General features: G+C 65.6%; 22 protein-coding genes and 1 pseudogene. 13 read left to right on the top strand and 10 right to left on the bottom strand.

What is annotated here, in order from left to right:
- Positions 1–80: 80 nt before the first annotated feature.
- On the bottom strand, positions 81–692 hold the full coding sequence (locus tag AB5L97_RS18265; protein WP_369045751.1) for an SOUL family heme-binding protein: 612 nt from the start codon (positions 690–692) through the stop codon (positions 81–83).
- Between the two features lie 218 nt (positions 693–910).
- Between AB5L97_RS18265 and accB the strand changes: the two genes are divergently transcribed.
- From accB to AB5L97_RS18300, 7 genes are read left to right on the top strand one after another with little or no spacing between them, the layout of a single operon-like run.
- Entirely contained in the window at positions 911–1,441 is a 531-nt protein-coding gene (gene accB, locus AB5L97_RS18270; protein ID WP_369045752.1) for an acetyl-CoA carboxylase biotin carboxyl carrier protein, read from the top strand.
- Positions 1,438–2,865 (top strand): acetyl-CoA carboxylase biotin carboxylase subunit, encoded by a 1,428-nt coding sequence (locus tag AB5L97_RS18275; RefSeq protein WP_369045753.1) that lies wholly within the window; start codon positions 1,438–1,440, stop codon positions 2,863–2,865. Before accB ends, AB5L97_RS18275 begins: the two co-directional genes overlap by 4 nt.
- On the top strand, positions 2,865–4,364 hold the full coding sequence (locus AB5L97_RS18280; RefSeq protein ID WP_369045754.1) for a pyruvate/oxaloacetate carboxyltransferase: 1,500 nt from the start codon (positions 2,865–2,867) through the stop codon (positions 4,362–4,364). The genes AB5L97_RS18275 and AB5L97_RS18280 overlap by 1 nt, the downstream gene beginning before the upstream one ends.
- Entirely contained in the window at positions 4,361–5,317 is a 957-nt protein-coding gene (locus tag AB5L97_RS18285; protein ID WP_369045755.1) for an HAD-IIA family hydrolase, read from the top strand. Before AB5L97_RS18280 ends, AB5L97_RS18285 begins: the two co-directional genes overlap by 4 nt.
- Before the next feature lie 55 nt (positions 5,318–5,372).
- Entirely contained in the window at positions 5,373–7,268 is a 1,896-nt protein-coding gene (locus AB5L97_RS18290; RefSeq protein ID WP_369045756.1) for a PEP-utilizing enzyme, read from the top strand.
- Between the two features lie 24 nt (positions 7,269–7,292).
- Positions 7,293–8,387, top strand: coding sequence for a PEP/pyruvate-binding domain-containing protein (locus AB5L97_RS18295; RefSeq protein ID WP_369045757.1), 1,095 nt, complete (start codon positions 7,293–7,295; stop codon positions 8,385–8,387).
- Positions 8,388–8,401: 14 nt separating this feature from the next.
- Positions 8,402–10,414: an acetoacetate--CoA ligase gene (locus tag AB5L97_RS18300; RefSeq protein ID WP_369045758.1), complete on the top strand. Its 2,013-nt coding sequence runs from the start codon at positions 8,402–8,404 to the stop codon at positions 10,412–10,414.
- A 45-nt stretch (positions 10,415–10,459) separates the two neighbouring features.
- Here the strand turns inward: AB5L97_RS18300 and AB5L97_RS18305 are convergent, their stop codons facing one another.
- Together AB5L97_RS18305 and AB5L97_RS18310 are read right to left on the bottom strand one after the other, a co-directional pair.
- Entirely contained in the window at positions 10,460–11,239 is a 780-nt protein-coding gene (locus tag AB5L97_RS18305) for an IclR family transcriptional regulator (RefSeq protein WP_369045759.1), read from the bottom strand.
- Positions 11,240–11,541: 302 nt separating this feature from the next.
- Positions 11,542–11,910, bottom strand: coding sequence for an SRPBCC family protein (locus tag AB5L97_RS18310; RefSeq protein ID WP_423246805.1), 369 nt, complete (start codon positions 11,908–11,910; stop codon positions 11,542–11,544).
- A 27-nt stretch (positions 11,911–11,937) separates the two neighbouring features.
- On the opposite strand from AB5L97_RS18310, the gene AB5L97_RS19760 reads away from it, so the two are divergent.
- From AB5L97_RS19760 to AB5L97_RS18330, 4 genes are all read left to right on the top strand, one after another.
- A complete protein-coding gene (locus AB5L97_RS19760; RefSeq protein WP_423246866.1) occupies positions 11,938–12,015 on the top strand; it encodes a type II toxin-antitoxin system YoeB family toxin in 78 nt (25 codons plus the stop codon).
- Positions 12,016–12,178: 163 nt separating this feature from the next.
- Positions 12,179–12,820 carry an NYN domain-containing protein gene (locus AB5L97_RS18320; RefSeq protein ID WP_369045761.1) on the top strand — a complete coding sequence of 214 codons (642 nt, stop codon included), beginning with the start codon at positions 12,179–12,181 and terminating at the stop codon, positions 12,818–12,820.
- Between the two features lie 214 nt (positions 12,821–13,034).
- The gene (locus tag AB5L97_RS18325) at positions 13,035–14,021 is read left to right on the top strand and encodes a DEAD/DEAH box helicase family protein (RefSeq protein WP_369045762.1); all 987 of its coding nucleotides are present in this window, start codon (positions 13,035–13,037) and stop codon (positions 14,019–14,021) included.
- Between the two features lie 563 nt (positions 14,022–14,584).
- Positions 14,585–15,529: a haloacid dehalogenase-like hydrolase gene (locus AB5L97_RS18330; RefSeq protein WP_369045763.1), complete on the top strand. Its 945-nt coding sequence runs from the start codon at positions 14,585–14,587 to the stop codon at positions 15,527–15,529.
- A gap of 155 nt (positions 15,530–15,684) precedes the next feature.
- Here AB5L97_RS18330 and tmk read toward each other — a convergent pair whose 3' ends face one another.
- From tmk to AB5L97_RS18365, 7 genes and pseudogenes are all read right to left on the bottom strand, one after another.
- Entirely contained in the window at positions 15,685–16,323 is a 639-nt protein-coding gene (gene tmk / locus AB5L97_RS18335) for a dTMP kinase (RefSeq protein ID WP_369045764.1), read from the bottom strand.
- A complete protein-coding gene (locus AB5L97_RS18340) occupies positions 16,320–16,682 on the bottom strand; it encodes a hypothetical protein (protein ID WP_369045765.1) in 363 nt (120 codons plus the stop codon). The genes tmk and AB5L97_RS18340 overlap by 4 nt, the downstream gene beginning before the upstream one ends.
- Entirely contained in the window at positions 16,679–17,023 is a 345-nt protein-coding gene (locus AB5L97_RS18345) for a hypothetical protein (protein WP_369045766.1), read from the bottom strand. Before AB5L97_RS18345 ends, AB5L97_RS18340 begins: the two co-directional genes overlap by 4 nt.
- Before the next feature lie 18 nt (positions 17,024–17,041).
- Complete coding sequence (locus AB5L97_RS18350; RefSeq protein ID WP_369045767.1) at positions 17,042–17,935, bottom strand: hypothetical protein; 894 nt, start codon at positions 17,933–17,935, stop codon at positions 17,042–17,044.
- Complete coding sequence (locus tag AB5L97_RS18355; RefSeq protein WP_369045768.1) at positions 17,935–18,738, bottom strand: metallophosphoesterase family protein; 804 nt, start codon at positions 18,736–18,738, stop codon at positions 17,935–17,937. The genes AB5L97_RS18350 and AB5L97_RS18355 overlap by 1 nt, the downstream gene beginning before the upstream one ends.
- On the bottom strand, positions 18,735–19,736 hold the full coding sequence (locus AB5L97_RS18360; protein ID WP_369045769.1) for a thymidylate synthase: 1,002 nt from the start codon (positions 19,734–19,736) through the stop codon (positions 18,735–18,737). Before AB5L97_RS18360 ends, AB5L97_RS18355 begins: the two co-directional genes overlap by 4 nt.
- Positions 19,737–20,101: 365 nt before the next feature.
- Positions 20,102–21,447: pseudogene (locus tag AB5L97_RS18365) on the bottom strand (IS1380 family transposase); the annotation flags it as partial.
- A gap of 511 nt (positions 21,448–21,958) precedes the next feature.
- On the opposite strand from AB5L97_RS18365, the gene AB5L97_RS18370 reads away from it, so the two are divergent.
- Together AB5L97_RS18370 and AB5L97_RS18375 are read left to right on the top strand one after the other, a co-directional pair.
- Positions 21,959–23,311 (top strand): cytochrome P450, encoded by a 1,353-nt coding sequence (locus AB5L97_RS18370; RefSeq protein WP_369045770.1) that lies wholly within the window; start codon positions 21,959–21,961, stop codon positions 23,309–23,311.
- 5 nt (positions 23,312–23,316) lie between these two features.
- The gene (locus AB5L97_RS18375; RefSeq protein WP_369045771.1) at positions 23,317–24,408 is read left to right on the top strand and encodes a PEP/pyruvate-binding domain-containing protein; all 1,092 of its coding nucleotides are present in this window, start codon (positions 23,317–23,319) and stop codon (positions 24,406–24,408) included.
- Position 24,409: the final 1 nt, after the last annotated feature.

Raw genomic sequence — 24,409 nt, forward strand, 5'->3', positions numbered from 1 at the left:
TTCCTGACGAAGCTGAAGGCCGCCTCGAAACCGAGGTGGCCTTCAGCCGTTCGTGGCACGAGGTTGCCGGCGGCGACGCCCTAGTCCAGCGCCACGTCCTGGATGACTTCGTTGTGGCGGAAGAACCAGGGCTTGAACGGCGGGTCGAATCGGGCGAAGCGAGGCGCGCCTGAAGGTCTCAGCCCGGCTGCGGCCAGAGCGTTCTGGAGTTCGCGGTTCCGCTTCGCGAAGTCAGATTCGGTTCCGCGGCCGGAGAAGCGGACCACCGCCGCAGTGGAGCCCGGCACGGTCCGGATCTTCACCCCCGGGTCGGCGGGCACCGGGGCCGTGTCCTCGGTCATTCCGGCCGGGAGCACGAACGCGACCACGTATACGCGCTCGCCGGAGTCCCCGGCGACGGCCGGGCCGGCATCCTCCGTTCCGTGCTGGAGCACCGGCGCCGTCATCTGCACCTTCTGGGACGGGGGCTTGCGGGGCGGCGCTGTGCCCTGGAGCACGGGGGCGGTCATCGCCAGGGACTGCCGGGCGGTGTTGTTGCCGCTGATGTAGTTGAACAGGTGGCGGAAGGCGGCGTTGCCTGCGCGGTCGAACGTCGCATCGACCCCCACTTCCGCCACCGTATGCACCGGGTACCGCCGCAGCTCGAAGTCCGCGTACCGCCGCACCAGCTCGTAGGGCTGCTGTTCAGTCATCGTCTCCCAGACGCTACTCTCGGGTACCGGGCCATGAAAAGGCTCCGACCGCCGCGCGCTGGTCGGTGTCTCCGATCGCTACACTCGCGCTCGCCCTGCGCTCGTGATCGACCGCCAATTCCCATAGAAGGAATTGTCTAAATTTCGATTGCGGTGACAGGAACATTCTCCTACGGTCTTCTTAGTGACCCACACCACACGCAAGGAGGCGCAAGCCCGTGGATCTTGACCTCGAAGAGCTCGCAGCCGTCATCGAGCAGCTCGACAAGACCGACTTCACCGACTTCTCGTTCGAAAAGGGAGACTTCCGGCTCCGGGTCTCCCGAGGAGGCCACTTCGCGGACGCCGCGCAGCCCGCCGCGACGCACGGCGCCGCCCCCTCGCCGGCCGTGGTCGCCGCACCGCAACTGGCACCCGCCGCCGCGCCGGCGCTCAAGGCCGTGCCGCCCGCGGCGGCCCGGGCTTCCCAGCCGGCCGCCCAGTCGCCGGAGGCCCAGCCGCCCGGCCACGCCGTGGTGACGGCACCGATGCTCGGCACGTTCTATTCCGCACCCAAGCCGGGCGCGCCCGCGTTCGTCACGATCGGCGACGCGGTCGAGGCGGACGCCGTGGTCTGCATCGTCGAGGTCATGAAGCTCATGAACTCCGTCCAGGCCGGGATCTCCGGAACGGTCACCGAGGTCTACGCGAAGGACGGAGACCTCGTCGAGTTCGGCCAGCCGCTGTTCGCCCTGCGGGAGTCCGCATGACCGTCAGGAACCCGCAGCGGATCTTCATCGCGAACCGTGGAGAGATCGCCGTCCGCCTCATCGAGGCCTGCGACCGCCTGGGCTTCGAGACCGTCCTGGGCGTGTCGGCCGCGGACCAGGACACGCTCGCGGCGCGGCGGGCGGGACGCGTCGTCGTGCTCGGCGGGCCTCGCCCCGGCGAGTCCTACCTCGCGATGAACACCGTGGTGCACGCGGCGGTCGCCACGGGGTGCACGGCCGTGCACCCCGGCTACGGCTTCCTCTCCGAGCAGCCAGCCTTCGCCCGGCTGTGCGCAGAGGAGGGCCTGACCTTCATCGGCCCCGAGCCTGAGGCCCTCGAGGCCCTCGGCGACAAGCTCACCGCCCGCCGCCTCGCGGAGGCCAACGGCGTCCCCGTCTCGAAGGGCGGCACCGCCACCACGGAGGAGGAGGTCTCGGCCCTCGCGGACTCGATCGGCTTCCCGGTGCTCATCAAGGCCGCGTTCGGCGGCGGCGGGCGCGGCATGAAGCTCGTGCGGAGCCACGCCGAACTCCTCGACGCCTGGCAGCTCGCGTCGGCCGAGGCGGAGGCGAGCTTCGGTGACGGCACGGTATTCCTCGAGCGGTTCGTCGAGGACGCCAAGCACGTGGAGGTCCAGGTCCTCGGCGACCGGCATGGCCACCGCATCCACCTCGGGGAGCGCGAGTGCTCGGTCCAGTTCCGCTACCAGAAGGCGGTCGAGGAGGCACCGTGCGCGGCGCTCCCCGACGCCACGCGAGGGCTGCTCCACGCGAGTGCGCTGCGCATCGCCGAGGCGCTCGACTACGTGGGCCTGGGCACTGTTGAGTTCCTCTACGACCCGGCCCTGGACGAGCTGGCCTTCCTCGAGGTCAACCCGCGCCTCCAGGTCGAGCACCCCGTGACGGAGGCGGTGACCGGCGTCGACCTCGTCCGGGAGCAGATCCTCGCCGCCCTCGGCGAGCCCCTCTCGGTCACGCAGGACGACGTCGCCGTCACCGGCCACGCGATCGAGGCCCGCATCACGGCCCAGGACCCGTCCCGCGGCCTGGCGCCGAGCCCGGGCCGGGTCACGCGCTGGCGCCCGAGCGCGGGCGGCGGGCTCCGCCTCGACACGCACATCTACGAGGGCTATCTGTTTCCGCCGTACTATGACGCGCTCATGGCGAAGCAGATCGCGTGGGGCCCGGACCGCGGCGCGGCGATCGAGCGCATGGGCTCGGCTCTGGCCGCCTTCGAGGTCGAGGGGCCGACGACGTCGCTCCCCCTCCTGCGCCGCATCCTCGCGCACCCCGACTACCGGACCAACGCGGTCACGACCCACTGGCTCACGGACCATCTGGAGGACATCATGCACACCCCGGACCCGGGGACTGCCGCCGCCAGCGCCGCAGCGCCCGCCCCCGAGCACGCAGAGGTGCACTGATGGCGAAGATCAGCCTCGTCGACGTCTCGCTCCGCGATGGCAACCAGAGCCTGTGGGGCGCCACGGGCGTCACGACGCGCATGGTGCGCGGCGTGGCTCCGCTGCTCGACGCCGTCGGCTACGGGACGCTCGAGCTCGTCTCGAGCACCCTCATGGCCACGGCCGTCCGCTACCACGCGGAGGACCCGTGGGAGCGGATCCGCACCGCGCGGCAGCTCGCCCCCAACACCCAGCTCGGCTTCCTCACCACGGGCAAGCGCTTCATCACGTTCGGCCGCACACCGGATGCGGTGTTCGAGCTCGCGTTCACCCTGCTGGCCCGCAACGGGGTCCGCAAGCTGTGGGTCATCGACCCAATGCATGACATGGAGGGCGCCAAGCGCACGGCCGCGGTGGCCAAGCGCGTGGGCTTCGAAGAGGTCATCGGCGGGGTCTGCTACACGATGAGCCCGGTCCACACACCGGAGTACTTCTCCGAGAAGGCCGGCGAGCTCTCCGACAGCCCGGACATCGACGGGGTGTATCTCAAGGACCCCTCGGGGATCCTTACTCCGGACAGCATCCGCACGGTCGTCCCGGCCCTCCAGGAGTCCCTCGGACGCACCCCGGGCGGCCCGCAGCTGCGTGAGGTCCACTCGCACTCCACGACGGGTCTATCCCCGATCTCACTGCTCGAGGCCGCGGACCTCGGCGTGCCGACCCTGCACTGCGCGCTCCCGCCGCTCGCGGACGGCCCCTCGCACCCGAGGGCCCAGCAGCTCGTCGCGAACCTGCGCGCCCGCGGGCACGAGGTGGACGTGGACGTTGACGCCATGGACCGCGCGTCTGCGTACCTGACCAGCCAGGCCAGGATCAAGCGCCTCCCGCAGGGCCAGCCCGCCCAGTACGACGAGGCGTACTACAGGCACACGATCCCCGGCGGCGTGCAGTCCACGACCCGCCGGCAGCTGGCCGAGATCCGCCGCCCCGAGCTTTTCGACGCCGTCATCGAGGAGTCCCTCCAGGTCCGCGAGGACCTCGGCTGGCCGATCGTCATGACCCCGTTCGCGCAGTACATCGTGGCCCAGGCAGCGCTCAACGTCATCTCCGGCGAACGCTACAAGACCATCTCGAACGAGGTCGTCGACCTACTCCGCGGGCACTTCGGACCCCTCCCGGGCAAGGTCAACGAGGACCTCCTCGACCGCGCCCTCGCCACCCCGCGGGGCAAGGAGAAGGCGAACGACGCCGGCGAGGTCACCCTGAAGGGGCTTCGGCAGCAGTTCGGGATCCACCTCAGCGACGAGGAGCTGCTCCTGCGCGCCGTCATGCCAGCCGAACAGGTCGACCGGATGGTCGCCGCCAAGAAGGACTCCACGGCCGCGACGCTCGCCGGGCTCCTCGGCGCCGCCGGGAACGCGTCCTCGAGCCTGTCGGTCTCCGTCAGCTCCGGCGACACGAAGTTCTCGATCAACCGCGCAGTCCACGGTGCCGCACAGGGCAAGGAGGCCACCGCATGACCCCCGCCGATCGCCTCACCACCGCCCCGGCACTCGACGGCACCGACCGGCAGGCCGCGCTCGCGACCCTCGCGGGCATCCGCGCCTGGGTCCTGGACGTGGACGGCTGCCTCATGCGCACCGCCAAGGCCGGCGGAGCCGGCGGCGAGGCCATGCCCGGCGCCGCGGACCTCGTGAACTACCTGCACGGCCGAGGCGACCGCGTGCTCATATGCACCAACGCGTCCCAGCAGCCGCCGCGCGTCTACGCGGCCCACCTGCGCGAGCACGGCATCGACGTCCCGGACGAGGACTTCGTCACGGCGGGCTCCGCCGCGGCAGACTACATCTCGATCCACCACCCGGGGGCGCGCGTCCTCGCGGTCGGCGGCGCCGGGATCACCGCGTCGCTGCGGGCGACCGGCCACGAGATCGCGGACCCACACGAAACGGGTTCTACTGCGGGCACCATCGCCGACGTGGTCCTCGTCGCGGCCGACGACGCCTACACCTCCGCGCAGCTGAACGCGGCAGCCCTCGCCGTCGACGCCGGGGCGCTCCTGTACACGACGGTGGACGTGCCGTGGTTCCACGGCGGCATCCACAAGTCGCTCGTCGTTTCCGGCGCGGTCGCCCACGCGATCGGCTGGGCGGCCGGCGTGATGCCGACCGTCCTGGGCAAGCCCTCCCCCGCTCTCGGCGAGGCGCTCCTCCACCGGATTGGCGCGGCGTCGGGCGCTGCGGCGTCGGGCGCGGGCCCCGCCGCGGCGAGCACGGTCGCCGTCGTGGGCGACGCGATCGTCGAGACCCAGCTGGCCCGCAGCATGGGCGCCACGAGCGTCCTCGTCCTCACCGGGTCCACCACACCGGAGAAGCTCGCCCAACGCACGGGCGCGGACGTCCCCGACCTCTCCCTCCCCAGCGTCGCCGACCTCAACGCCCTACTCACCACGCAGTCCACCACCGTCTCCTAGACCCGTCCAAGCACCCGTCCTTCCCGTACTCCTTCCACCGCAGTGAGGAATCCCGATGTCCCTCGACAACACCCGCCGCTTCCCGTTCTTCTCCGAGGCTTCCGCTCCCGCGGGAGGAGAGGGCTGGCAGTCCATGTACCCGTACTACCTCGTCCCGTCCGAGGAGACGCAGGCCCACGAGGACGCCCAGTTCTGGTTCGCGGACACGATGCACTGGTCCCGCGGCGCCCACCCGTTCGACAGCATTGGCGCGGAGGCCGTGTACCTCGGCGTCGGCACGTTCAGCACGCGCATCTTCGCTCTCCCCGTCTCCCTCGGCCTCGACGTGCGCATGTTTAACGGCTACGTCTACATCTCCCCGCTCGCCGTGACCGACCCCGCGCAGATCCAGGCGCGCGCCGCGGTGTTCCAGGAGCGCGCCGGCTACTACTACGCGAACTGGGACGAGCTGTACGGCAAGTGGAAGGCCAAGATGGACCAGGCCATCCAGTCGCTCGAGACCATCACCTTCCCCGCGCTGGCGGAGTACGACCCCGCGGAGGTCGTCTTCGAGGCGAAGGGCACGTCCGATTCCCTCGTGGTCATCGAGAACTACCACCGCCTCGTCGACGAGTTCTTTAAGATCTGGCAGTACCACTTCGAGTTCCTCAACCTCGGCTACGGCGGGTACATCACGTTCTTCCAGTTCTGCAAGCAGGCCTTCCCGCTCATCACCGAGCAGCAGATCTCCCGCATGGTCGCCGGCGTGGACGTCCTCGCCTTCCGCCCGGACGACGAGCTGCGCGCCCTCGCCGCGAAGGCCAACGAGCTGGGCCTCGTGGAGACGCTCGACACCGGTGGCTCGCCTGAGGAGATCCTCGCCCGGATCGAGGCAGCGCCCCGTGGGGACGAGTGGATCGCGGCGTTCGGGAAGGCCAAGGACCCGTGGTTCAACTACTTCACCGAGTACGGCTTCACGCACGATCAGGTCACGTGGGCGCAGGACCTCTCCGTCCCGTTGCAGAACATCTCCCGCTATGCCACGAAGATCGCCGCGGGTGAGGACATCTCCCGCCCGATCGAGCAGCTGCGGGCAGACCGCGACGAGATCGTCGACGAGTACCGCGCCCTCCTCGCTCCGGCCGAGGCTGCGCAGTTCGACGAGCTTCTGGGGCTGGCCCGCAAGGTGTTCCCGTACATCGAGGAGCACAACATCTACGTGGAGCACTGGGCCCACAACGTGTTCTGGCAGAAGGCGGACGAGCTCGCGCAGTTCTTCGTCACCTCGGGCTTCCTCGCGGAGAAGGAGGACTTCTACTACCTCAACCGCTTCGAGGTGGACCAGGTCCTCTTCGACGTGGTCGACTCGTGGGCCATCGGCGTCGAGGCGCGAGGCAAGCGCCGCTGGGCCGCCGAGATCGAGCGCCGCAAGCCGATCGTCGCCGCGCTGCAGTCCGTCCCGGCCGCCCCGGCGTACGGGATCCCGCCCGAGCAGGTCACGGACCCGTTCGCAGTCATGAACTACGGCGTCACCACGGACCGCGTCAACGACTGGCTCGGCTCCTCGGATGAGCCCGCGGGCGGCCTCAACGGCATCCCCGGCTCGCTCGGCGTCGTCGAGGGCCCGGTCCGCGTGCTGCGCTCCGAGAAGGACCTCCCCCAGCTCCAGCCCGGCGAGATTCTCGTCGCCCCGATCACCGCGCCGTCCTGGGCCGCGGCGTTCTCCGTCGCCGCGGGCGTCATCACGGACATCGGCGGCATGATGTGCCACGCCGCGATCGTGTGCCGCGAGTACGGCCTCCCGGCCGTGGTCGGCACCGGATTCGCGACGGCGCGTCTCACCACCGGGCAGCGCGTGCGGATCGACGGGCGCAAAGGCACGGTCGAGCTGCTGGACGCCGCGCCCGAGCCGGCCACGTCCGAGAGCGGCGACACTGACGAGGCCTCGACCGACACGTCCGCCCTGGTCTGACCGGCGGCACCCAGAGGAGACACGATGTTCACGCTCACCTTCACCGACCCGGCCTGCCGCGACGTGCGCGAGACCGGCGGCAAGGCCAAGAGCCTCGCCGACATGACCGCCAACGAGCTGCCCGTCGCGCCGGGCTTCGCGGTCACGGCCGAGGCCTACCGCCACTTCCTCGCCTCGACGGGCCTGGGCGAGACGATCGGCCGCCTGCTCGCGGACCCACTCGACCCGCACGACCTCGCCGCGCTCGAGCGGACCGGCCAAGCCCTCATGGAGGCCGTCCGCTCCACCGAGATCCCGCAGGACCTCGCGGACTCCGTCCGTACCGCGTACGCGGAGCTCTGTGTCTCGACGGGGCTCGACGAGGTCTCGGTCGCGGTGCGCTCGAGCGCCACATCGGAGGACTCGGCCGGGGCGTCGTTCGCGGGCGAGTTCGAGACGTGGGTGGACATCCGCGGCGCCGAGGACGTCCTGACGCACATCCTCAGGTGCTACGAGAGTGTCTTCGCCCCCCGCGTGCTCGGCTATGCGATCGAGCAGAAGCTCGATCCGCGCACCATCGAGATGGCTGTGGTGGTGCAGAAGGTGGTCCGGGCGCGGGCCGCCGGGGTCATGTTCACCCTGAGCCCCACGAGCGGGGACCGTTCCAAGATCGTCCTCGAGGCCAGCTGGGGCCTGGGCCTCGCGGTCGTGGGCGGGGAGGTTACCCCGGACCGGTTCCTCGTGGACAAGATCGGGCTGGAGATCGCGGACCGGACTCCCGGCGACAAGCGGATCGAGTACCGCACGGGTGCAGCGCCCACCCCTGTGGAGCAGTCCCGTCACAGGACCCTGTGCCTCGACGACGCCGAGGTCACGGCGCTCGCGGCACTCGGCAAGCGCCTCGAGCGCCTGCACGGATCGGCGCAGGACATCGAGTTCGCCGTGGACGAGGAGCTGCCCGAGGGCGCGAACCTCGTCCTGCTGCAGTGCCGGCCCGAGACCGTGTGGAGCGGCGCCGAGCGCAAGCCCGCCTTTGATGCCTCGGCCGGGATGATGTCCTGGATCACTGGGTCCATCTCGGGCGGAACCGCAGCGGCGGCCGCCCACACGCACGACATCGCGCACAAGCACTCGGCCTAGGAGACAGCACCATCATGACGACGACGCCCGCCACCGCACCCCCCGCACGCCAGGGCGCGCTCCTGCGCCCCGCCCCGGCCAAGGACGCATGGCCCCAGACCCGGCTCGGCCGGTTTCTGCTCACGGCCGAGAAGGCCACGGGGCGCACGTTCGCGGACTACGAGGATGCGTGGCGCTGGAGCGTGGAGGACCTTGAGGACTTCTGGCGTCTCGTGTGGGACGAGGCGCGGATCATCGCGCACACGTCGCCGGAGCGGGTCCTCGGCCGGCGCGGGATGCCGGGCGCCGAGTGGTTCCCGGGGGCCACCCTCAACTACGCCGAGCACGTGGTGCGGGCCCTGCGCGAGCGGGGAGACGCCGTCGTCATCAAGGCCCGCAGCCAGACGCGGGGGCCGAGCGAGTGGACCGGGAACCGACTGATCGAGGAGATCGGGCGGCTCCAGGCCGGCTACCGGCGGCTCGGGCTCGAGCCGGGCGACCGCGTGGCCGGGTACCTGCCCAACACGCCCGAGGCGCTCGCCGCGTACCTCGCTGCGGCCGGGATGGGGCTCGTGTGGGCCGCGGTGCCGCCGGAGATGGGGCCGCGCAGCGCGGTCGACCGCTTCGGCCAGCTGGACCCGAAGCTGCTGATCGCGGTAGACGGCTATCGCTGGGGCGCGCGCGAAGTGGGGCGGCTCGCCGAGCTCGAGGAGATCCGGGCGGCGCTGCCGGGGGCCGCCGTCGTGCTCCTGCGCTATCTCGACGAGAACGCCGAGGTGCCGGACGGCGTCGAGCCGTACGAGTCGCTGCGCGCCGAGGCGGGCCGGTTCGAGGCGGTTCCCATGCCGTTCGCGCACCCGCTCACGGTCCTGTTCTCGTCGGGGACCACCGGGAAGCCGAAGGCGATCGTGCACTCGCACGGCGGGATCCTGCTCGAGCATTCGAAGGCGATCCCGCTCCAGTTCGACCTCGGCCCGGAGGACCTCGCGTACTGGTACACGACCACGGGGTGGATGGTGTGGACGCTCATGGTGTCCTCGCTGCTAACCGGGTGCGGGCTCGTGCTGGTGGATGGGGACCCGGGGTGGCCCTCGCTCGACGGCGAGTGGTCGCAGTGGGCCGTGGCCGCGGAGACTGGCGCCACGTACCTCGCCTCGGGTTCGGCCTACCTCGCGGCGTGCGCGAAGGCGGGCCTTCGCCCAGGCGTGGTCTGGGACCTGAGCCGGGTGCGCGAGATCAACTGCTCCGGCTCGCCGCTCTCGGCTGAGGCGGCGGAGTGGGTGTACGACGCCGTGTCCCCTGCTGTGCTCCTCGGCCCCACCTCGGGCGGGACGGACGTGTGCACGGCCTTTGTCGGGGCGAACTTCCTGACCGCGGTCCGCGCCGGCGAGATGTCCACGAGGGCGCTCGGTGCGGATGTCGAGGCGTGGTCGCCGGAGGGGGTGCCGATGCCGGTGGGCGAGCCGGGCGAGCTCGTGGTCAAGCAGCCTATGCCCTCGATGCCTGTGGGGTTCTGGGGCGAGGACGGCGCGCAGCGCTACCAGGACTCGTATTTCCACACGTTCGACGGCGTGTGGTGCCACGGCGACTGGCTCGTCCACACAGCGGATGGCGGGTGGATGATCACTGGACGCTCCGACGCGACGCTCAACCGCGGCGGTGTGCGGCTCGGGACGGCCGAGTTCTACGCGGTCCTGGACCAGGCGCCGGGGTTGGCGGACTCGATGGTGCTGCACTTCGAGGACGGCAGCGGCATGGGGAAGCTCGTGCTCGCCGTGGTGCCCTCGGATCCCTCGGGTGAGCCGGCTGAGCTCGTGCCCGGGCTGCGGACGCTCATTCGGTCCCAGCTCTCGCCGCGCCACGTGCCGGACGTGATCGTGACCGTTCCGAGCGTCCCGCGCTCATCGATCGGCAAGCGGCTCGAGGTCCCGCTCAAGCGCATTGTCCTGGGGGCTGCGGCGGAGGACGTCGTGGACAAGGGCGTGCTCGTGGACCCCGAGGGGCTCGAGGCGACGGTCACGGCGATCCGTGCGGCCCTCGGGGCCTGATGATCGGCTTGGGTACCTCGGCGGCCCCGCGGGCTACCTCCAGGGTCAGCCCTGAGGGCCGGCGGCCAGCCGGCTTTCGATCTCGGCGGCGGTCCCTCGCAGCGCTTCGACGATGCCCGGCATGGCAGGGCGCTTGAAGCGGGAGGCCGGAATCGCCGTCGTGATCGCGGCGACCGGCTGCCCGGCCGGATCGTGGATGGCGACGCCGAGGCCCACAACGCCGGACTCGGTCTCCTCGAAGTTGGTGCCGAAGCCAGCGCGGCGCACGTCGGCCATGGACTTCTTGAGCCGGCCGATCGAGGCGATGGGGCTCGTGGGCCAGGGCGGCAGTCCGTTGCGGTAGATCTCCTCGAGGTCCGGGTTGCTCAGCTCCGCGAGGATCGCCTTGCCGCCGGCGGAGGCGAAGGCGGGCATCTGGTCCCCGCGGCGGGCAGTGACGCGCAGGACGGCGTCGGCCTCCACACCGTCGACGAACAGGATGTTCCCCCCGCGACGCACCATGAGCTGGACCGTCTCTCTTAACGTCTCCGCGAGCTCGTGGAGCGGGCTCTCCGCGGCCTTTCGAAGCTGGGCGAGCGAGGCGCTGTGGGCACGGTCGGGAACGAGCGCCGGGCCCACCCGGTACCGGCGGTCGCCAGTGCGGGCGGCGAAGCTCCTCATGACGAACGTGGCCAGCATGCGGTGGGCCGTCGAGGGTGCGATCCCGAGCGCCTCGGCCGTCTCCTTGACCGACAGCGACCCCCGCTCGCGCAGCAGCTCGACGAGCCGGAGTGTGCGGTCGACCGACTCGATCGGGCTGGCCTCTCCCCCGCTGCCTTCCGGCATCGTCACCCCGTCCCGCGCCACACCATGCAGCCGCTCCGGTCCATTCTCGCAAGGATGCGGCTTGCCCCGGCACGTTGGCCGGAGCTTAGGCGGTGCGCGGTGCAAGGGAGCACCTTCGTGGCCGTGCCGCTCTGGCCTCCGACCCGCCATGGTTGACGACGACGGGGCAGTGAGCGAGGCGGGTGACTGTCTACTCGTCCTCGACGACGCCCGGAACCAGACCGCGGGCGAGTGAGCTGCATAGGTTGCGCACGACGGCGCGTCCCCGACTCGGGCGCGCGGCGTCACCGACGCCTCGGCTGCTAAGGCCGACCCTCCTCAACCACCCGCTTGATGTCCGCCAGAACAGCCGCCCACGCATTGGCGACCATCTTCTCGGCATCGTCCTGGGTCTGGCTGTTGCCGTGGGTAAGCGTCAGAGTCGTGGCGCCGTCGTCCTCCGTCAGCTCATAGGTGACGCGGTGGAAGTTCTCGGGAGAGTCCGCGGTGCCAGCCATCGGACTCCAATGGGTCGTACTGACGACCCTCGGCGGCTCGTACCGCAGAACCGTGCCCTTGTCGGTATAGCCCTGCCCTTTCCACTCGCCGCTCCAGGTCACAGAGCCGCCCAGGCGCCAGTCGGCTTCGAGCGTGGTCCCGTTCGCCGGCATCGGCGAGCCTGAGGCGCTCACCAGCTCGCGGGCTACTGGTCGCGCCGGATCAGCGATGAGCACCGCCTCGTCTACACGGTCGACGACGGCCAGCTAGTAATCATCGCCGCGCGCCATCACTACTAACAGCACCATTTCCGTAGTTCCATAGCATGCACGACGGCGAGTGGTCGCGTGCCGCCGTCGAGCCCGGTAGCGGCGGGGTGACCGCCGCGCGCCGCGATCCGAATTGTGCACATGAGGCACCATCACCCGGCCATCCCCTACTAAGCGCGGTAGGCTGCCGCTCATGCGGGTGGGGGTCTACATCGACGGGTTCAATCTCTACTATGGCGGTCGCGCTCACTTCGGCAGCGACCCCGGCTGGAAGTGGATCGACCTGCGTGCACTCGCCGCAGGATATGCGACGTGGCAAGGATCTCAGATCGATCGAGTGGTCTACTGCACCGCTCGCGCGAATGACCCGGCCGATCCAACCCATACCCAGCGGCAGGACTTCTACCTTCGAGCATTGATATTGCACGGATCCGTCGATGTCATCGAAGAGGGCTACTACGCTTCGTGGGCCAAAGAGTCGGTGATGACGGTTGAACCTTCGGGCACCCGATCTCCGACGGTGTTGCGCGACCCGCACCGTCAGTACCAGTGGACTCCAGGTCTCGGGATTCGCCGCAACGGTGAAGGGGCGCTGTTCGCGACAGTTCGAAAGCGTGAGGAGAAGGGATCCGATGTCAACGTCGCAACTCACCTCCTCGCTGACGTGCTCCAGAGGCACGTCGACGCCGCAATCGTGATCTCCAATGACTCCGACCTTGCACTCCCTATCCGGATTGCTCGTGAACACGTGCCGGTAGGAGTCATCAACCCCGGCAAGAAACCGCTGGCGGGCGCCCTCAAGGGGCTGCCGGACGACGGCGTTGGCCGCCACTAGTGGAGGCGCCTCGACCCTCTCGATCTCAAGCGATCCCAGCTGCCCGACCACGTGGGCGGCATCATGAAGCCCTCGACGTGGTGATCGATCGGGTAACTGTGTTACCGTGATTGCACCAACCCGTTCTCCATGTGAGGGCGGGTCTTTATTTGCCCGACACCCTCCGACGCAGCCAATGCGCGCGCAGCCGGACACCTCGGGCAAGATATCCCTCATGGGGTCTACTGATTTCGCGAGCGTTGTCGACAAGCTCTACTACTCGGCCACGGACGAGCGGGACAAGGGAACGAAGTTCGAGAGGCTTGTGAAGCGGTACATCGAGCTGGAGCCGAAGTACGCGGATCAGTTCTCGGACGTGTGGCTGTGGACGGAGTGGCCCGGCCGGAACGGGCAGGTGGACACGGGAATTGACATCGCGGTAAAGGACCGCTACACGGGTGAGCTGACGGTTATCCAGGCGAAGTTCTACGACCCTCAGCGCCAGCTGGACAAGAAGCACGTCGACTCGCTCTTCACCGCGGTGGGCAAGGTGGACTTCGCCCACGGGATGGTGGTCACCACCACGGACAAGTGGTCCAAGCATGCCGAGGACGCGCTGGCTGACCGGTCGAAGAACATGCAGCGGATCCGGCTCCGCGACCTGGCGGACTCGACCATCGACTGGTCGGCCTTCGACCTCGCCCGCCCCGAGACGATGCGCAAGTCCCAGGCGAAGGAGCCGCGGAACTACCCGCGGGAGGCAATCGCTGACATCGTGCGCGGTTTCGAGTCCGCGGACCGGGGCAGGCTCATCATGGCCTGCGGCACGGGCAAGACGTACACGTCCCTAAAGCTGGTCGAGGAGATGGTCCCAGTGGGCGGCTCGGTGCTGTTCCAGGTCCCGAGCATCGCGCTGCTGCAGCAGATCCTGAACGAGTGGACGGCGCAGGCGTCGGTGCCGCTGCGCCCGCTGGCGGTGTGCTCGGACACGAAGGCGGGCTGGCAGGATGCCGAGGACGTCCAGGTCCACGATCTGGGCTTCCGGGCCACCACGGACCCGCAGCGGCTGCTGAACCGCGCCCGCATCTCCACCGGCGCGGAACACCTCACGGTGGTCTTCTCCACCTACCAGTCCATTCATACAGGGCTCGCGCTCCGCGAGGGACTTGATCATCGAACAGTACCGGGTCAAGACCGACAAAGCCTCAGGCATCTTCAATGACCGCAGCGACCGGTCCCCCGAAGACCGCCTGCCGCGGTACATCATCGACCCCATCCCGCGGATCGTAGCGGTGAACTTGAAGACCAATCTGATTGTCTACAAGCTGCCGGCCATGGGAATATAGTGCGTTAAGAAGACCAATCGAAGGTGAAAAGCATGACAGTTATCATGAAACCCATACGTTCACACGAAGCCCCCGCGCCTGATTCGCGGAATTTCCTTGAAGCCGCGACTCACGCTTGGCGATCAAATGGTTTTGAACCAATCATCACCAATCCCGATTTGCCGCACGTCGTCGCGACTGTGAGCGTCCCAGACTCGAAATGCGTAGAGATTCTGCTTGACGCAGAATGCGACTATCGCGCCCTACTCCTTCTGGCGAGCCACAAGACAACACGACTCGGGAACGACGCCGGCGATGCAACAGGTACTCTGTGCGTGGTCTTACCGCTACCACTCGTAGGCCAAGCCCACGAAGTCTTCCGCGGCATGAGCCTGAACATCCAGAGCTGGTGGACCCAGGCGGGCGGGAACGTTTGCTTCGGCTCAATGGAGCGAGCATAGTGCCACCTGCAATCTACACCCAAAACATTATCGCTCTTATTTGGGATTTTGATAAGACGCTAACGCACGACTATATGCAGGCGCCACTCTTCGACAAGTTCAACGTCGACCCCAAGCTCTTTTGGAGCGAGGTTAACGGCCTGGAGGATTATTACTCAAGTGTTGGGCGCGTTTCAAAAGACACGATTTACCTCAATCACATTGTGACATACATTCGGGCCGGCGTTTTCAAAGATCTCACAAACGCCATACTCCGAGAACTCGGCACAATGATCACGCTGGCGCCTGGCCTACCTGAATTCTTCCCACGCATTGCGGATTGCCTTCAGGAAGAGAAGTACCAGCGACACGTCATAGGGATTGAACACTACATAGTCTCAACGGGGCTTCGGGCGATGATCCAAGGCACCGAGCTCGCCCGTCACGTCAGGGGAATTTGGGCTTGTGATCTCCTCCCTCAAGCCGCTCCGCCGCAGTACCTAGATAAACTGCCGACTCCGGGGGACGTGATTGATCAGGTGGGGTACACAATCGATAACACATCTAAAACGCGCGCAATATTTGAGATCAATAAGGGCGTGAATGTCAGTCTCACCAACACCTTGACCGTCAACTCCCTGATACCAGAAGACCAGCGACGTGTACCAATCCGCAACATGATCTACATAGCGGATGGCCCCAGTGATATCCCCAGTTTTTCAATTGTGAACAAAGGGGGAGGCAAGACTCTTGGCGTCTACGCGCCTGGCGAACGCAACTACAATAATGCAGCACTACTGCAGGAGCAAGGCCGAGTAAATAGCATAGCCGAGGCTGACTACACCCAGGGATCAGCAGCCGAGCGTTGGCTGCTATATTCGGTGAAGAAAATGGCAGACCAAATCGTAGATGACCGAGAGCGCGCCCTTGCATCGTATGGTGGGGCGCCAGGGCACGTCATCTGACGCAGCTCTTTCATGTACTCACGCGCACTACACCGTTCCGAAGAGCCACTAAACCCGCCATATTGCCCTCTAGCAAACGACCACAGCGACTGCGCCAAAGTGATCAGGGGCGGCACCCTCCCGTGTGATCAATTACCTCGCGTCACACTCGGGGCTTACACTGAAACAAGTCCTGCGGACTGGACAGCATGAATCACGTCGTTGAACACTTCTTCACGTGGGCGGTCGCCGGCAACCCTGACCACTGATTCTCTCCGCGCAGCCGCGGGTAGCGCATCTTCGTAGTTCTTGTATGCGGACAGAAGTCGATCTCGCACCTCAAACTTGTCGATGCGTTCACGCCTCTCCATCAATCTGGAACCAGCAACGTCAGGATCCACATCGATGTACACCGTAAGATCCGGCCTGAGCAGATCCGTACTAATCGAATTTGAATGCTCGATCCACGAAGCGTCGACATCACCAGCATGGTATGCCAAGGACGACAGATAATATCGATCACAAATCACTGTCACACCTCGAGCAATCAGGTCAAGGATGCCATCATGCGAATTCGTGAGATGATCAACCCTATCAGCCACGAAAAGTGCCGCGATAGTTCGATCGTCAAGCGGCACCCGTTCGGCGAATGCCTGCCGAATTAGTGACCCAACAGGTCCGGCCGTAGGTTCGGCAGTCACATGAACGGCCTCCCCTAAGCTCTCAAGGTATTCACTTAGCAGTTTGACCTGCGTTGATTTCCCGGATGCATCGATTCCTTCAAAAACGATGAATCGACCCCGGCTCATCGTCATACCAACTCCTCGCAATACGGTCCGAGAATACGCCGCAGGTCATCCTCGGCGGACGTCAGCAACGCTATCTCCCGCCGGTCGAGACCAAAAAGAGTCGCCACCGGCACCAGTTCCTTCCAGACAGCATCCCTTCTTTCAGGATGCCCCTCATACGCCGCCACCCTCAAGAACCTCATTGCTAGCAGTGCGCCCCCGAATGCCGCCTCAGGCCGGCCAGGAGGACAGTTCACCCTCGATTTCTTGTATGCCTCGGCCAGAGCCAGAGTGTCGTCGACCGAGGCGCGCGCCGCAGCTGAGGACGCGCATCGAACGAGTTCCTTCTGTGCTGCATTCAGCTTGGGCCCCTCGCAGTCGTTCAACCCCGTTGCCGTCCTTCCGCAAACCGACGCTCATTCTGAGAAATCTTGTCGACGACAGCCCGCTCCAGATCAATCCCAGATTGATATGCGATCTTGATTAGGTAAATCGCTACATCGGCCAATTCTCCCGGCAACTCATTCATCAGCCTTTCAAAATCGAAGTCGCCGCGATCAAATTTCTTGACCAGATTGGCAACCTCGCCAGACTCCCCTGCCAGTGACAGAACATTATGAATGAGAGGCTGCGTGTTAGTTGCAGTGATTGCGTCTGACCAATCAAAATTGGTGCTTCGACGCTCGTCAAACTGCTTCTGCAAGATTGCGAGATCGCGCAGTTCCATGGTCGAGCTTCACCCTCCCTATCGGTCTCGTATCAGACGAGCTACGTTCTCAAGTTGCGCTGTCAGTCTGGTCTGGCAGTCGGTTATCGAAGAAGTATGAGAGCCGTTGGCCCTTCTCGTTCTTACCTCGGATTGTACCAGTATAGCCTGATCCAAGGCCGCACGGATATCAGGTGACCACCCCTCGTTCTCAAGTACAATCCTCAAATTGATGAGCCCAGTACTCTCAATAATCGTTTCCGGCCTTGACTTCTCAATCAGTAAATCCGAGAGCTTCTGAACATTGTCTTCCTGTACCCACGTTTGTATCTCATCGACGGATACAATGTCTATAAGACTGCGCTTGTGGGCCCTGAACCCGTTAACAATATGAGCGCGGAAGGCGTGGACCGTAAGATTGAGTGATGAGACCGAAGGGATCCTCTCGGAGATGGTCTGCGCGATAAGACACATCTCAGCAAGATTAATCGGAAGAAACTCCGATACCTCGAGCGCCCGGTAGTACGCTGTTATCAACAGGGCCTCATCCGACGCCCTGTCGAAGCCCGCTTGAAGGAGAAGGAAACTCGGTAGGGCGTCGTCTCCACTGTCGCGAATTGCGCCCGTATCGACCAGACTGATGCAGGCCCTGTTACTTGTCGGCTTTCGCTTCAGTTCCTCGACAATGTAATCAATAGAGTTCCCGTACTTGTGCATATACTCGCCGTGGGAAATATGCAGTCCAGGGGGCCGCTTTTCGGCTTGCCAGTCCCTAGCAGCCTTGAGATGGACCTTCAGAAACGGATCGTTCAAGATAGGGAGCGCAACGGTCATGGACAGCACCAAGTTCATGACTTCGCCGTTTGAACAAAGGTCTTTGACCAGAGCCGCAGCGGCGCCTGGGGACGACGCAACTATCGTGGCCGGGGCCATCAGACCGTCATCCTAAAGAACCGTCCCCTATTGAGCCGGTATTGATATGGTGTCATGGTCACCATTGTCCTATTATTGAACTCATACATCGCGAATTGATTGTTCATGTTGGGGTCCGGCCTGAAGCCGATAGAACCGACTCCGCATACTACTGCTTGGTTCCTTCCCACCGTGATCGCCTGATCACTATGGACGTGCCCATGGAGCAAGGCAATCGCTGAACAACCAGAGATCAGCGATAACAATTCGTAGGCTTCTGCTAGTCCTCCGCCTCCGTATTCGCTAGCGATTGGCGAATGATGGATGACGACAATCTTTGGGCGTTCGTCGCGCGTGAGCAGGGCCTTCATATCCTTGAGGGGAACCTTGCCCGTCCGGTAGTCTCCGTGAAACGATGTATTTCCCAGCACAAAATCGTAGTCGCCATGCGAGACGATTCTGACTGCATGAGCTTCATTCCAGCATTGGTTAGGATCGTTCGTCAATGAGAATGCAAACTTGTTGAAAGATCTGAATTCCTTCGCTGCCACTCGCTCGATATCGTGGTTGCCAGGGCAAACAACGACCTTCGTTATATTGAGATTGGCTTTTAGCGATTCCAATGCTCGCAGTGCCTCAACGTACCCGGACGTGTTGCCCGTGGTCGTAACATCGCCGGAGAGTACCAGAACAATCTCTGCATCTCCGAAATCGTGAAGCACCGCGTCAGAGGCAGCTTCGAGCGCTTCCCGCGGCGAAGGCTGTCCCTTCGATTCTGCCGCGAAATGAATATCACTGATGTGCATAATCAGTAGACCGGTCACTCGATGCTCCCGCACCGTCGGAACCAATTGCCGACTGCATGGCGAAGGAGAGGGTTAGATATCGATCTGGCCATGTCCGTTGCGGCATCCGCTATTGTCAGCCTCCTCAGACGCTCGGCCCCCATTACTCTGAGCCAATCACTGTATCCTTCTTGGTCTAGCGACTGGACATGCTCTATGACTCCCCCTAGGGAATCCGCCCCGGCGATCTGACTAACTGCTTCTTCGAGTACCGTGAATACTTGTTCGCTTTTCTGTATGTCTAATCTTAGGTCGTCTTCGTTTCTATACTTAATCCGCGCGTCGTTGGAGGTGAACCGGCCGAGATCGTCGTGATAGACATGAAGGCTGTCGCTTACGTGTACGTAATGTCCTACCTCCACGCCAATCCATCCTGCCAGGATTTCCTGCAATGTTGTCCACTGAACGAGGTTGTATGGGAGTCCGCGAACAAGGTCATTGCTTCGCATTACCTGTAGCCAATCGAGGCGTCCATCGACGCACTTTAAGATGGACACAACATTGCATGGCACATCTGGCGATGCGGATTCGCCCGTATCGTCGGGTAGGTCTCTTAGGGGATCCCATATTTGAAGCACTACCTGCCGCTGCTCGGGCCGGGTTCGTAGAATCGAAGAGGCTCGAAGAAGCTGATCCACTCCGAAACGGTGCCGGAGCCTCTCGCCGTAGGCACCATCAAGTATTTCGCTCTTTCCAGAGTACTTGGGTAGCGACCGGTTCCATGCCGTCAGGAATGCGGCATCGCTTCTGCCGCGGAGTATCCATATGACTTCGGCGATTGCGAAGGCTGGATTGATTGCGGGCACCCGGGAGGTTACCCAGCGTTGCCGCGGGTCGGTTAGTGCGAGGACCGCATGCAAAGTTTCGTGAGATGGTCCCTTAGCTATGTTGTCGCGAACGGTGCCCGGGCCGTCAAGCACAGCAACCCATGCGTTGCTCCACAGGTCGTCTGCGCTGTCATTCTCAAGCACTAACACGCTCGGTTCCGCTCTTCGCCTTTGGCGGGGCACATGGTATCGCGATATGACTCGCGGATGACAGCAATGTTGACGTATCCAAGCCTCATGGCCTTAGCCTAAGGCTTAAGACCCCGCCTGTGTGGTTGTGTTGAACTGGGCATGGCGCACTGCAGTTGAGGGCTCCGACATCGACGGGAGCAGTGCCACGCTGTTGCGCCGAAAGATTGGGTTCGGTGATGTTCCTGACGGTGTCTACTCGGCCCGCTTGCCGTGGCGGTGTGCAGTACGGGTTCCACTCCGGTGGAGGATCCTGCTGTTCCTGTTTCGTCTCCGCTGTGTCGGCGCTCGAGCGTCTTCGGTGGGGCGGAGAATGCGGGCCGGCACAGCGCGGCGAGGTTTAGGGGCGTCTCGAGCGCGGGCGCAGCGAGGTGGAGCACGGTGCGGCGGGCGTGCCGGGAGATTCTGGCGGCGGTCTCGTAGGTCCCCGCGCGGAGGCGTCTGGGCTCCCACCGGCGGGCTGAGGTGTCGTGGAGGGCGAGCATCTGGGCCCCTGCGGTGGTCTCGGCTGCGAGCATGACAAGACGGCACCAGAGCGCATACGCGTCGAACGCGTGCAGCGGCAGGTTACCCAGGCTGGTTTTCTTCGCGGCGCGGGTTCCGGTCCTCGTACCGGGCCCGCAGCCGGTGGCGGATGTCGAGCGCGCCCAGCTGCCCGCCGTCCTGGGTGGTAGCGAAGGCTGTGTAGCGCATTCCGTCCACTTCGGTGCCGCACAGCTGCGCCCCTGCCTGAGGGGCCTCGCGCCGGACGAGGACCCGCAAGCCTTCCGGCCGGTCGGTCAAGTCCAGCATCCCAGAGACCTCGGTGGCCTAGGTTCGTCGGCGTTTGAGGCCCACGCCACGCCACCTCCGGGATCTAGGGCAGCACGTGCTCGAACCGCCGGTGACTGGGAACTCGACCGAGTAGCCCAGATTCTGCGGGCACCGGTGAGTCAGGCCAGAAACTCCTTGGTCCCGCCGGCGGAGTCGGTGCGGACCATCCCCTTCCACCCGGAGCGGAAACCTGGGACAGCTGCGCCAGGGCTTCGTTGTTGGCGGCGATGAGGTCCGTGGCGGTGTTCGTCCCCGCGTTCCCCAGGCGCAGCAACACCGCCAACGGCTCCCCGGTCCTGTCCGGGCCGAGGTCCACGAACGCCGTCAGCGGATGGAACCCGAACCCCTTCTTCCAGGTCGGCCGGGCCCGATCCTTCTCCGAATTGGACGTGACCAAGATAGCGTCCAGATCCACGACCAGTGAATCGGCAGCCGTGACGCCCTGTGCCGGGAACGCTCCCCAGCACAGGACCCAGGCGTGGGCGCGAGTCGCCCGGGCCGTGTTGAGCGCCTTCAGTGCCTTCTCCGGCCGCTTCTCAGTAAGGGCCTTAACCAGACAGCTGACCGTCGGATCCGACACTACCGGCCCATAGACGTGAGACTGGGTCGGGGGCCGGTCCACATCGGCCAGGCAGCCCCCGCCCAACGCCAAAGAGAGCGCCAGATCCATGATGACATTGCCCGGATCATGCCGGGCCAGCGGCTTCCGCCATGGCGCCAACGCCGCCCACAGGCTAGCCCCGAGACCAGTGGCGTGCACGGTCTCTGCCAGGACGATCCCGCCGGTCTGGGCCACGGCACCGGCACCGTTGCCATCAACGAGCACGGACGGATAGAGACGGGTAGTTTTCTGCGCCAGAAAGGTGCCTCCTTGATCTGACGGGATGTTGCGTAGACAACAGCATTTTCCCAGATCAGAGGCACCTTTCGACGTTCAGCGCTCGGCCAGCAGCACCACCCTCATGAAGAGCCCGAAGTTAGGTGGGGACGCGGTCGCGAGCGTTGACCGACGGGTTTGGAGCGTCGGCCCAATCCCGCCGCCCCAACACCCAGAGATACAACTGTCGGCCTCTCTTTGGAGTCGTTCGCCTCATCCCTCGGATGATCCTCATCACTAGCAAGTCGAGTCTGGACCTCGGCCGCGCCGATCCGAGAACCCAGGTATTATACGCTCTTGCTCACATGCCTCAAGAGACCCTCTTATTAAGCGATCATGTTTGCCGGTTGTCGACTAGGTCCCTCTGGTGGAATCACCTTCCACTCAGCGGAAGGTGACCCACCCCACTCCTCGGTGACCAGGACCACACTGGATCAAGACGCACAGGCCCGGCCCCCAGCCGAGCCAAAGGCCACCAGATCAAGGAGTGCTGATGTCACTGGAGACTCAGGGAACGGGCTGTCCGTTCGGGTTCGGCGCCCAGGCCGGCGCCGACACGGGCACCGCGGCGAGCGCCACCACCGCCGCCGGCCACGCGCCGTCGGCAACCCACAACGCCACCCACCACGGCTTCGAACCGTTCCAGATGAAGAACCCGTTCCCGGCGTACGCGGCCCTCCGCGCCGAAGAGCCGGTCATGTTCGACGAGCGGATTGGCTACTACGTCGTCAGCCGCTACGACGACATCAAGGCCGTCTTCGACGACTGGGAGACCTTCTCCTCGGAGAACGCCCAGGCCCCGGTCCGCAAGCGCGGACCGCAGGCCACCCAGATCATGAACGAGGGCGGCTTCACCGCCTACTCGGGCCTCTCCGCCCGGATCCCCCCGGAGCACACCCGCATCCGCGGCATCGTGCAGAAGGCCTTCACGCCGCGCCGGTTCAAGGTCCTCGAGCCGTTCATCCGCCAGAACGTGGCCGACCGCCTGGACGCGATGATCGCCCGCGGTACCGACGCTGAAACCAACCACGGCGAGATCGTCAAGGACCTCGCCTACGAGGTCCCGACCATCACGATCCTCACCCTCATCGGCGAGGACATCGCCAGGATCGACGACTACAAGCGCTGGTCGGACTCCCGCGCCGCGATGACCTGGGGCGACCTCACCGACGAGGAGCAGATCCCCCACGCACACAACCTCGTCGAATACTGGCAGGCCTGCCTCGCGCTCGTCGCCAAGGCCCACGCGGACGGCGGCGACAACCTCGTCGCGGATCTCGTCACCGCCCAGAAGGACGGCGCAGAGATCTCCGACCACGAGATCGCCTCCGTCTGCTACAGCCTCCTCTTCGCCGGCCACGAGACCACGACGACGCTCATCTCCAACGCGCTCCGCCTCCTCGCCGCGGACGCGGCAACCTGGAGCCAGCTCGTCGAGGACCCCAAGAAGATCCCCGGCGCGATCGACGAGGTGCTGCGCTACTCCGGCTCGATCGTCGCGTGGCGCCGCAAGGCCCTCAAGGACGCCGAGATCGGCGGGGTCAAGATCCCCAAGGGCAGCGAAATCCTGCTCGTGATGGGCTCGGCCAACCGCGACGAGTCCAAGTTCGAGGATCCCGAGGTCTTCGACATCGCCCGCCCGAACGCCCGCGAGCACCTCTCCTTCGGCTTCGGCATCCACTACTGCCTCGGCAACATGCTCGCCAAGCTCCAGGCGAAGATCGCCCTCGAGGAGGCCACGGCGAAGCTCCCGCACCTCCACGTGGACGACCCCGAGAGCATCGAATTCCGCGAGAACCTCTCCTTCCGCGTCCCCATCTCCGTTCCCGTCTCGTGGGAGGCCTGAGACCCATGCAAGACACCCAGTACATCCAGTTCTTCGACGGCGGCACCGAGCCGACGCTCGCGAACCTCGGCGGCAAGGGCGCGTCGCTCGTCACGATGACGTCCGCGGGCATGCCCGTACCGCCCGGCTTCGTGGTCACGACCGCCCAGTTCGACGCGTTCATGCACGAGGCCGGCATCACCGACCACATCCACGCGCTCCTGGCCGGCCTCAACCCGGACGACATCACCGAGGTCGACGCCGTCTCCGCCACCATCCGCGCGGACATCGAGTCCCGCCCGGTCCCGGCAGAGGCCCGCGCCCAGACCGTCGCGGCGTTCGAGGCGCTCCAGTCCCGCTTCGAGACCCCGGTCCCGGTCGCGGTCCGCTCGAGCGCCACCGCGGAGGACCTCCCCGACGCGAGCTTCGCCGGCCAGCAGGACACCTACCTCTGGCTCGAGGGCTTCAGCGCCGTGGGCGAGCACATCCGCAAGTGCTGGGCCTCCCTCTACACGTCCCGCGCCATCATCTACCGCCTCAAGAACAACATCCCCAACGAGGGCCTCTCCATGGCCGTCGTGGTGCAGAAGATGGTCAACGCGAAGGCCTCGGGCGTCGCCATGACCCTCGACCCCACCAACGGCGACCGCTCCAAGATCACCATCGACGCCTCCTACGGCGTCGGCGAGATGGTCGTCTCGGGCCAGGTCACGCCGGACAACATCGTCCTGGACAAGGTCACGCTCACCCTCGTCAACGAGCACCTCGGCGACAAGCACGCCGAGCTCGTCCCGGACCTCGCCGCGCGCCGCCTCGTGGAACGCGAGGTCGACGCCGAGCGCCGCTCCCGCCGCTGCCTCACCGACGCGCAGCTCACCGCCGTCGCGACGCTCGCCAAGCGCGCCGAGAAGCACTACAAGACCCCGCAGGACATCGAGTGGGCCCTCGACGCGGACCTGCCCGACGGCGAGAACCTCCTCCTGCTCCAGGCCCGCCCCGAGACGGTCCACTCGAACAAGCCCGCCACAGCACCCCAACCCGTGGTGAGCACGACGACGGCCCCCGGCCAAGCGGCGTCGTCCGGCTTCAGCTGGAACTCCGTCAAGCTCTTCGCCTAAC

It is taken from the genome of Sinomonas sp. P10A9 (genome assembly GCF_041022165.1).
Taxonomy (GTDB): domain Bacteria; phylum Actinomycetota; class Actinomycetes; order Actinomycetales; family Micrococcaceae; genus Sinomonas; species Sinomonas puerhi.

Bases quoted from the DNA above. Each gene is read 5' to 3' on its own strand.
- AB5L97_RS18265 (WP_369045751.1), bottom strand. From the start codon at position 692: ATGACTGAACAGCAGCCCTACGAGCTGGTGCGGCGGTACGCGGACTTC.
- AB5L97_RS18275 (WP_369045753.1), top strand. From the start codon at position 1,438: ATGACCGTCAGGAACCCGCAGCGGATCTTCATCGCGAACCGTGGAGAG.
- AB5L97_RS18280 (WP_369045754.1), top strand. From the start codon at position 2,865: ATGGCGAAGATCAGCCTCGTCGACGTCTCGCTCCGCGATGGCAACCAG.
- AB5L97_RS18285 (WP_369045755.1), top strand. From the start codon at position 4,361: ATGACCCCCGCCGATCGCCTCACCACCGCCCCGGCACTCGACGGCACC.
- AB5L97_RS18290 (WP_369045756.1), top strand. From the start codon at position 5,373: ATGTCCCTCGACAACACCCGCCGCTTCCCGTTCTTCTCCGAGGCTTCC.
- AB5L97_RS18295 (WP_369045757.1), top strand. From the start codon at position 7,293: ATGTTCACGCTCACCTTCACCGACCCGGCCTGCCGCGACGTGCGCGAG.
- AB5L97_RS18300 (WP_369045758.1), top strand. From the start codon at position 8,402: ATGACGACGACGCCCGCCACCGCACCCCCCGCACGCCAGGGCGCGCTC.
- AB5L97_RS18305 (WP_369045759.1), bottom strand. From the start codon at position 11,239: ATGCCGGAAGGCAGCGGGGGAGAGGCCAGCCCGATCGAGTCGGTCGAC.
- AB5L97_RS18320 (WP_369045761.1), top strand. From the start codon at position 12,179: ATGCGGGTGGGGGTCTACATCGACGGGTTCAATCTCTACTATGGCGGT.
- AB5L97_RS18325 (WP_369045762.1), top strand. From the start codon at position 13,035: ATGGGGTCTACTGATTTCGCGAGCGTTGTCGACAAGCTCTACTACTCG.
- tmk (WP_369045764.1), bottom strand. From the start codon at position 16,323: ATGACGATGAGCCGGGGTCGATTCATCGTTTTTGAAGGAATCGATGCA.
- AB5L97_RS18345 (WP_369045766.1), bottom strand. From the start codon at position 17,023: ATGGAACTGCGCGATCTCGCAATCTTGCAGAAGCAGTTTGACGAGCGT.
- AB5L97_RS18350 (WP_369045767.1), bottom strand. From the start codon at position 17,935: ATGGCCCCGGCCACGATAGTTGCGTCGTCCCCAGGCGCCGCTGCGGCT.
- AB5L97_RS18370 (WP_369045770.1), top strand. From the start codon at position 21,959: ATGTCACTGGAGACTCAGGGAACGGGCTGTCCGTTCGGGTTCGGCGCC.
- AB5L97_RS18375 (WP_369045771.1), top strand. From the start codon at position 23,317: ATGCAAGACACCCAGTACATCCAGTTCTTCGACGGCGGCACCGAGCCG.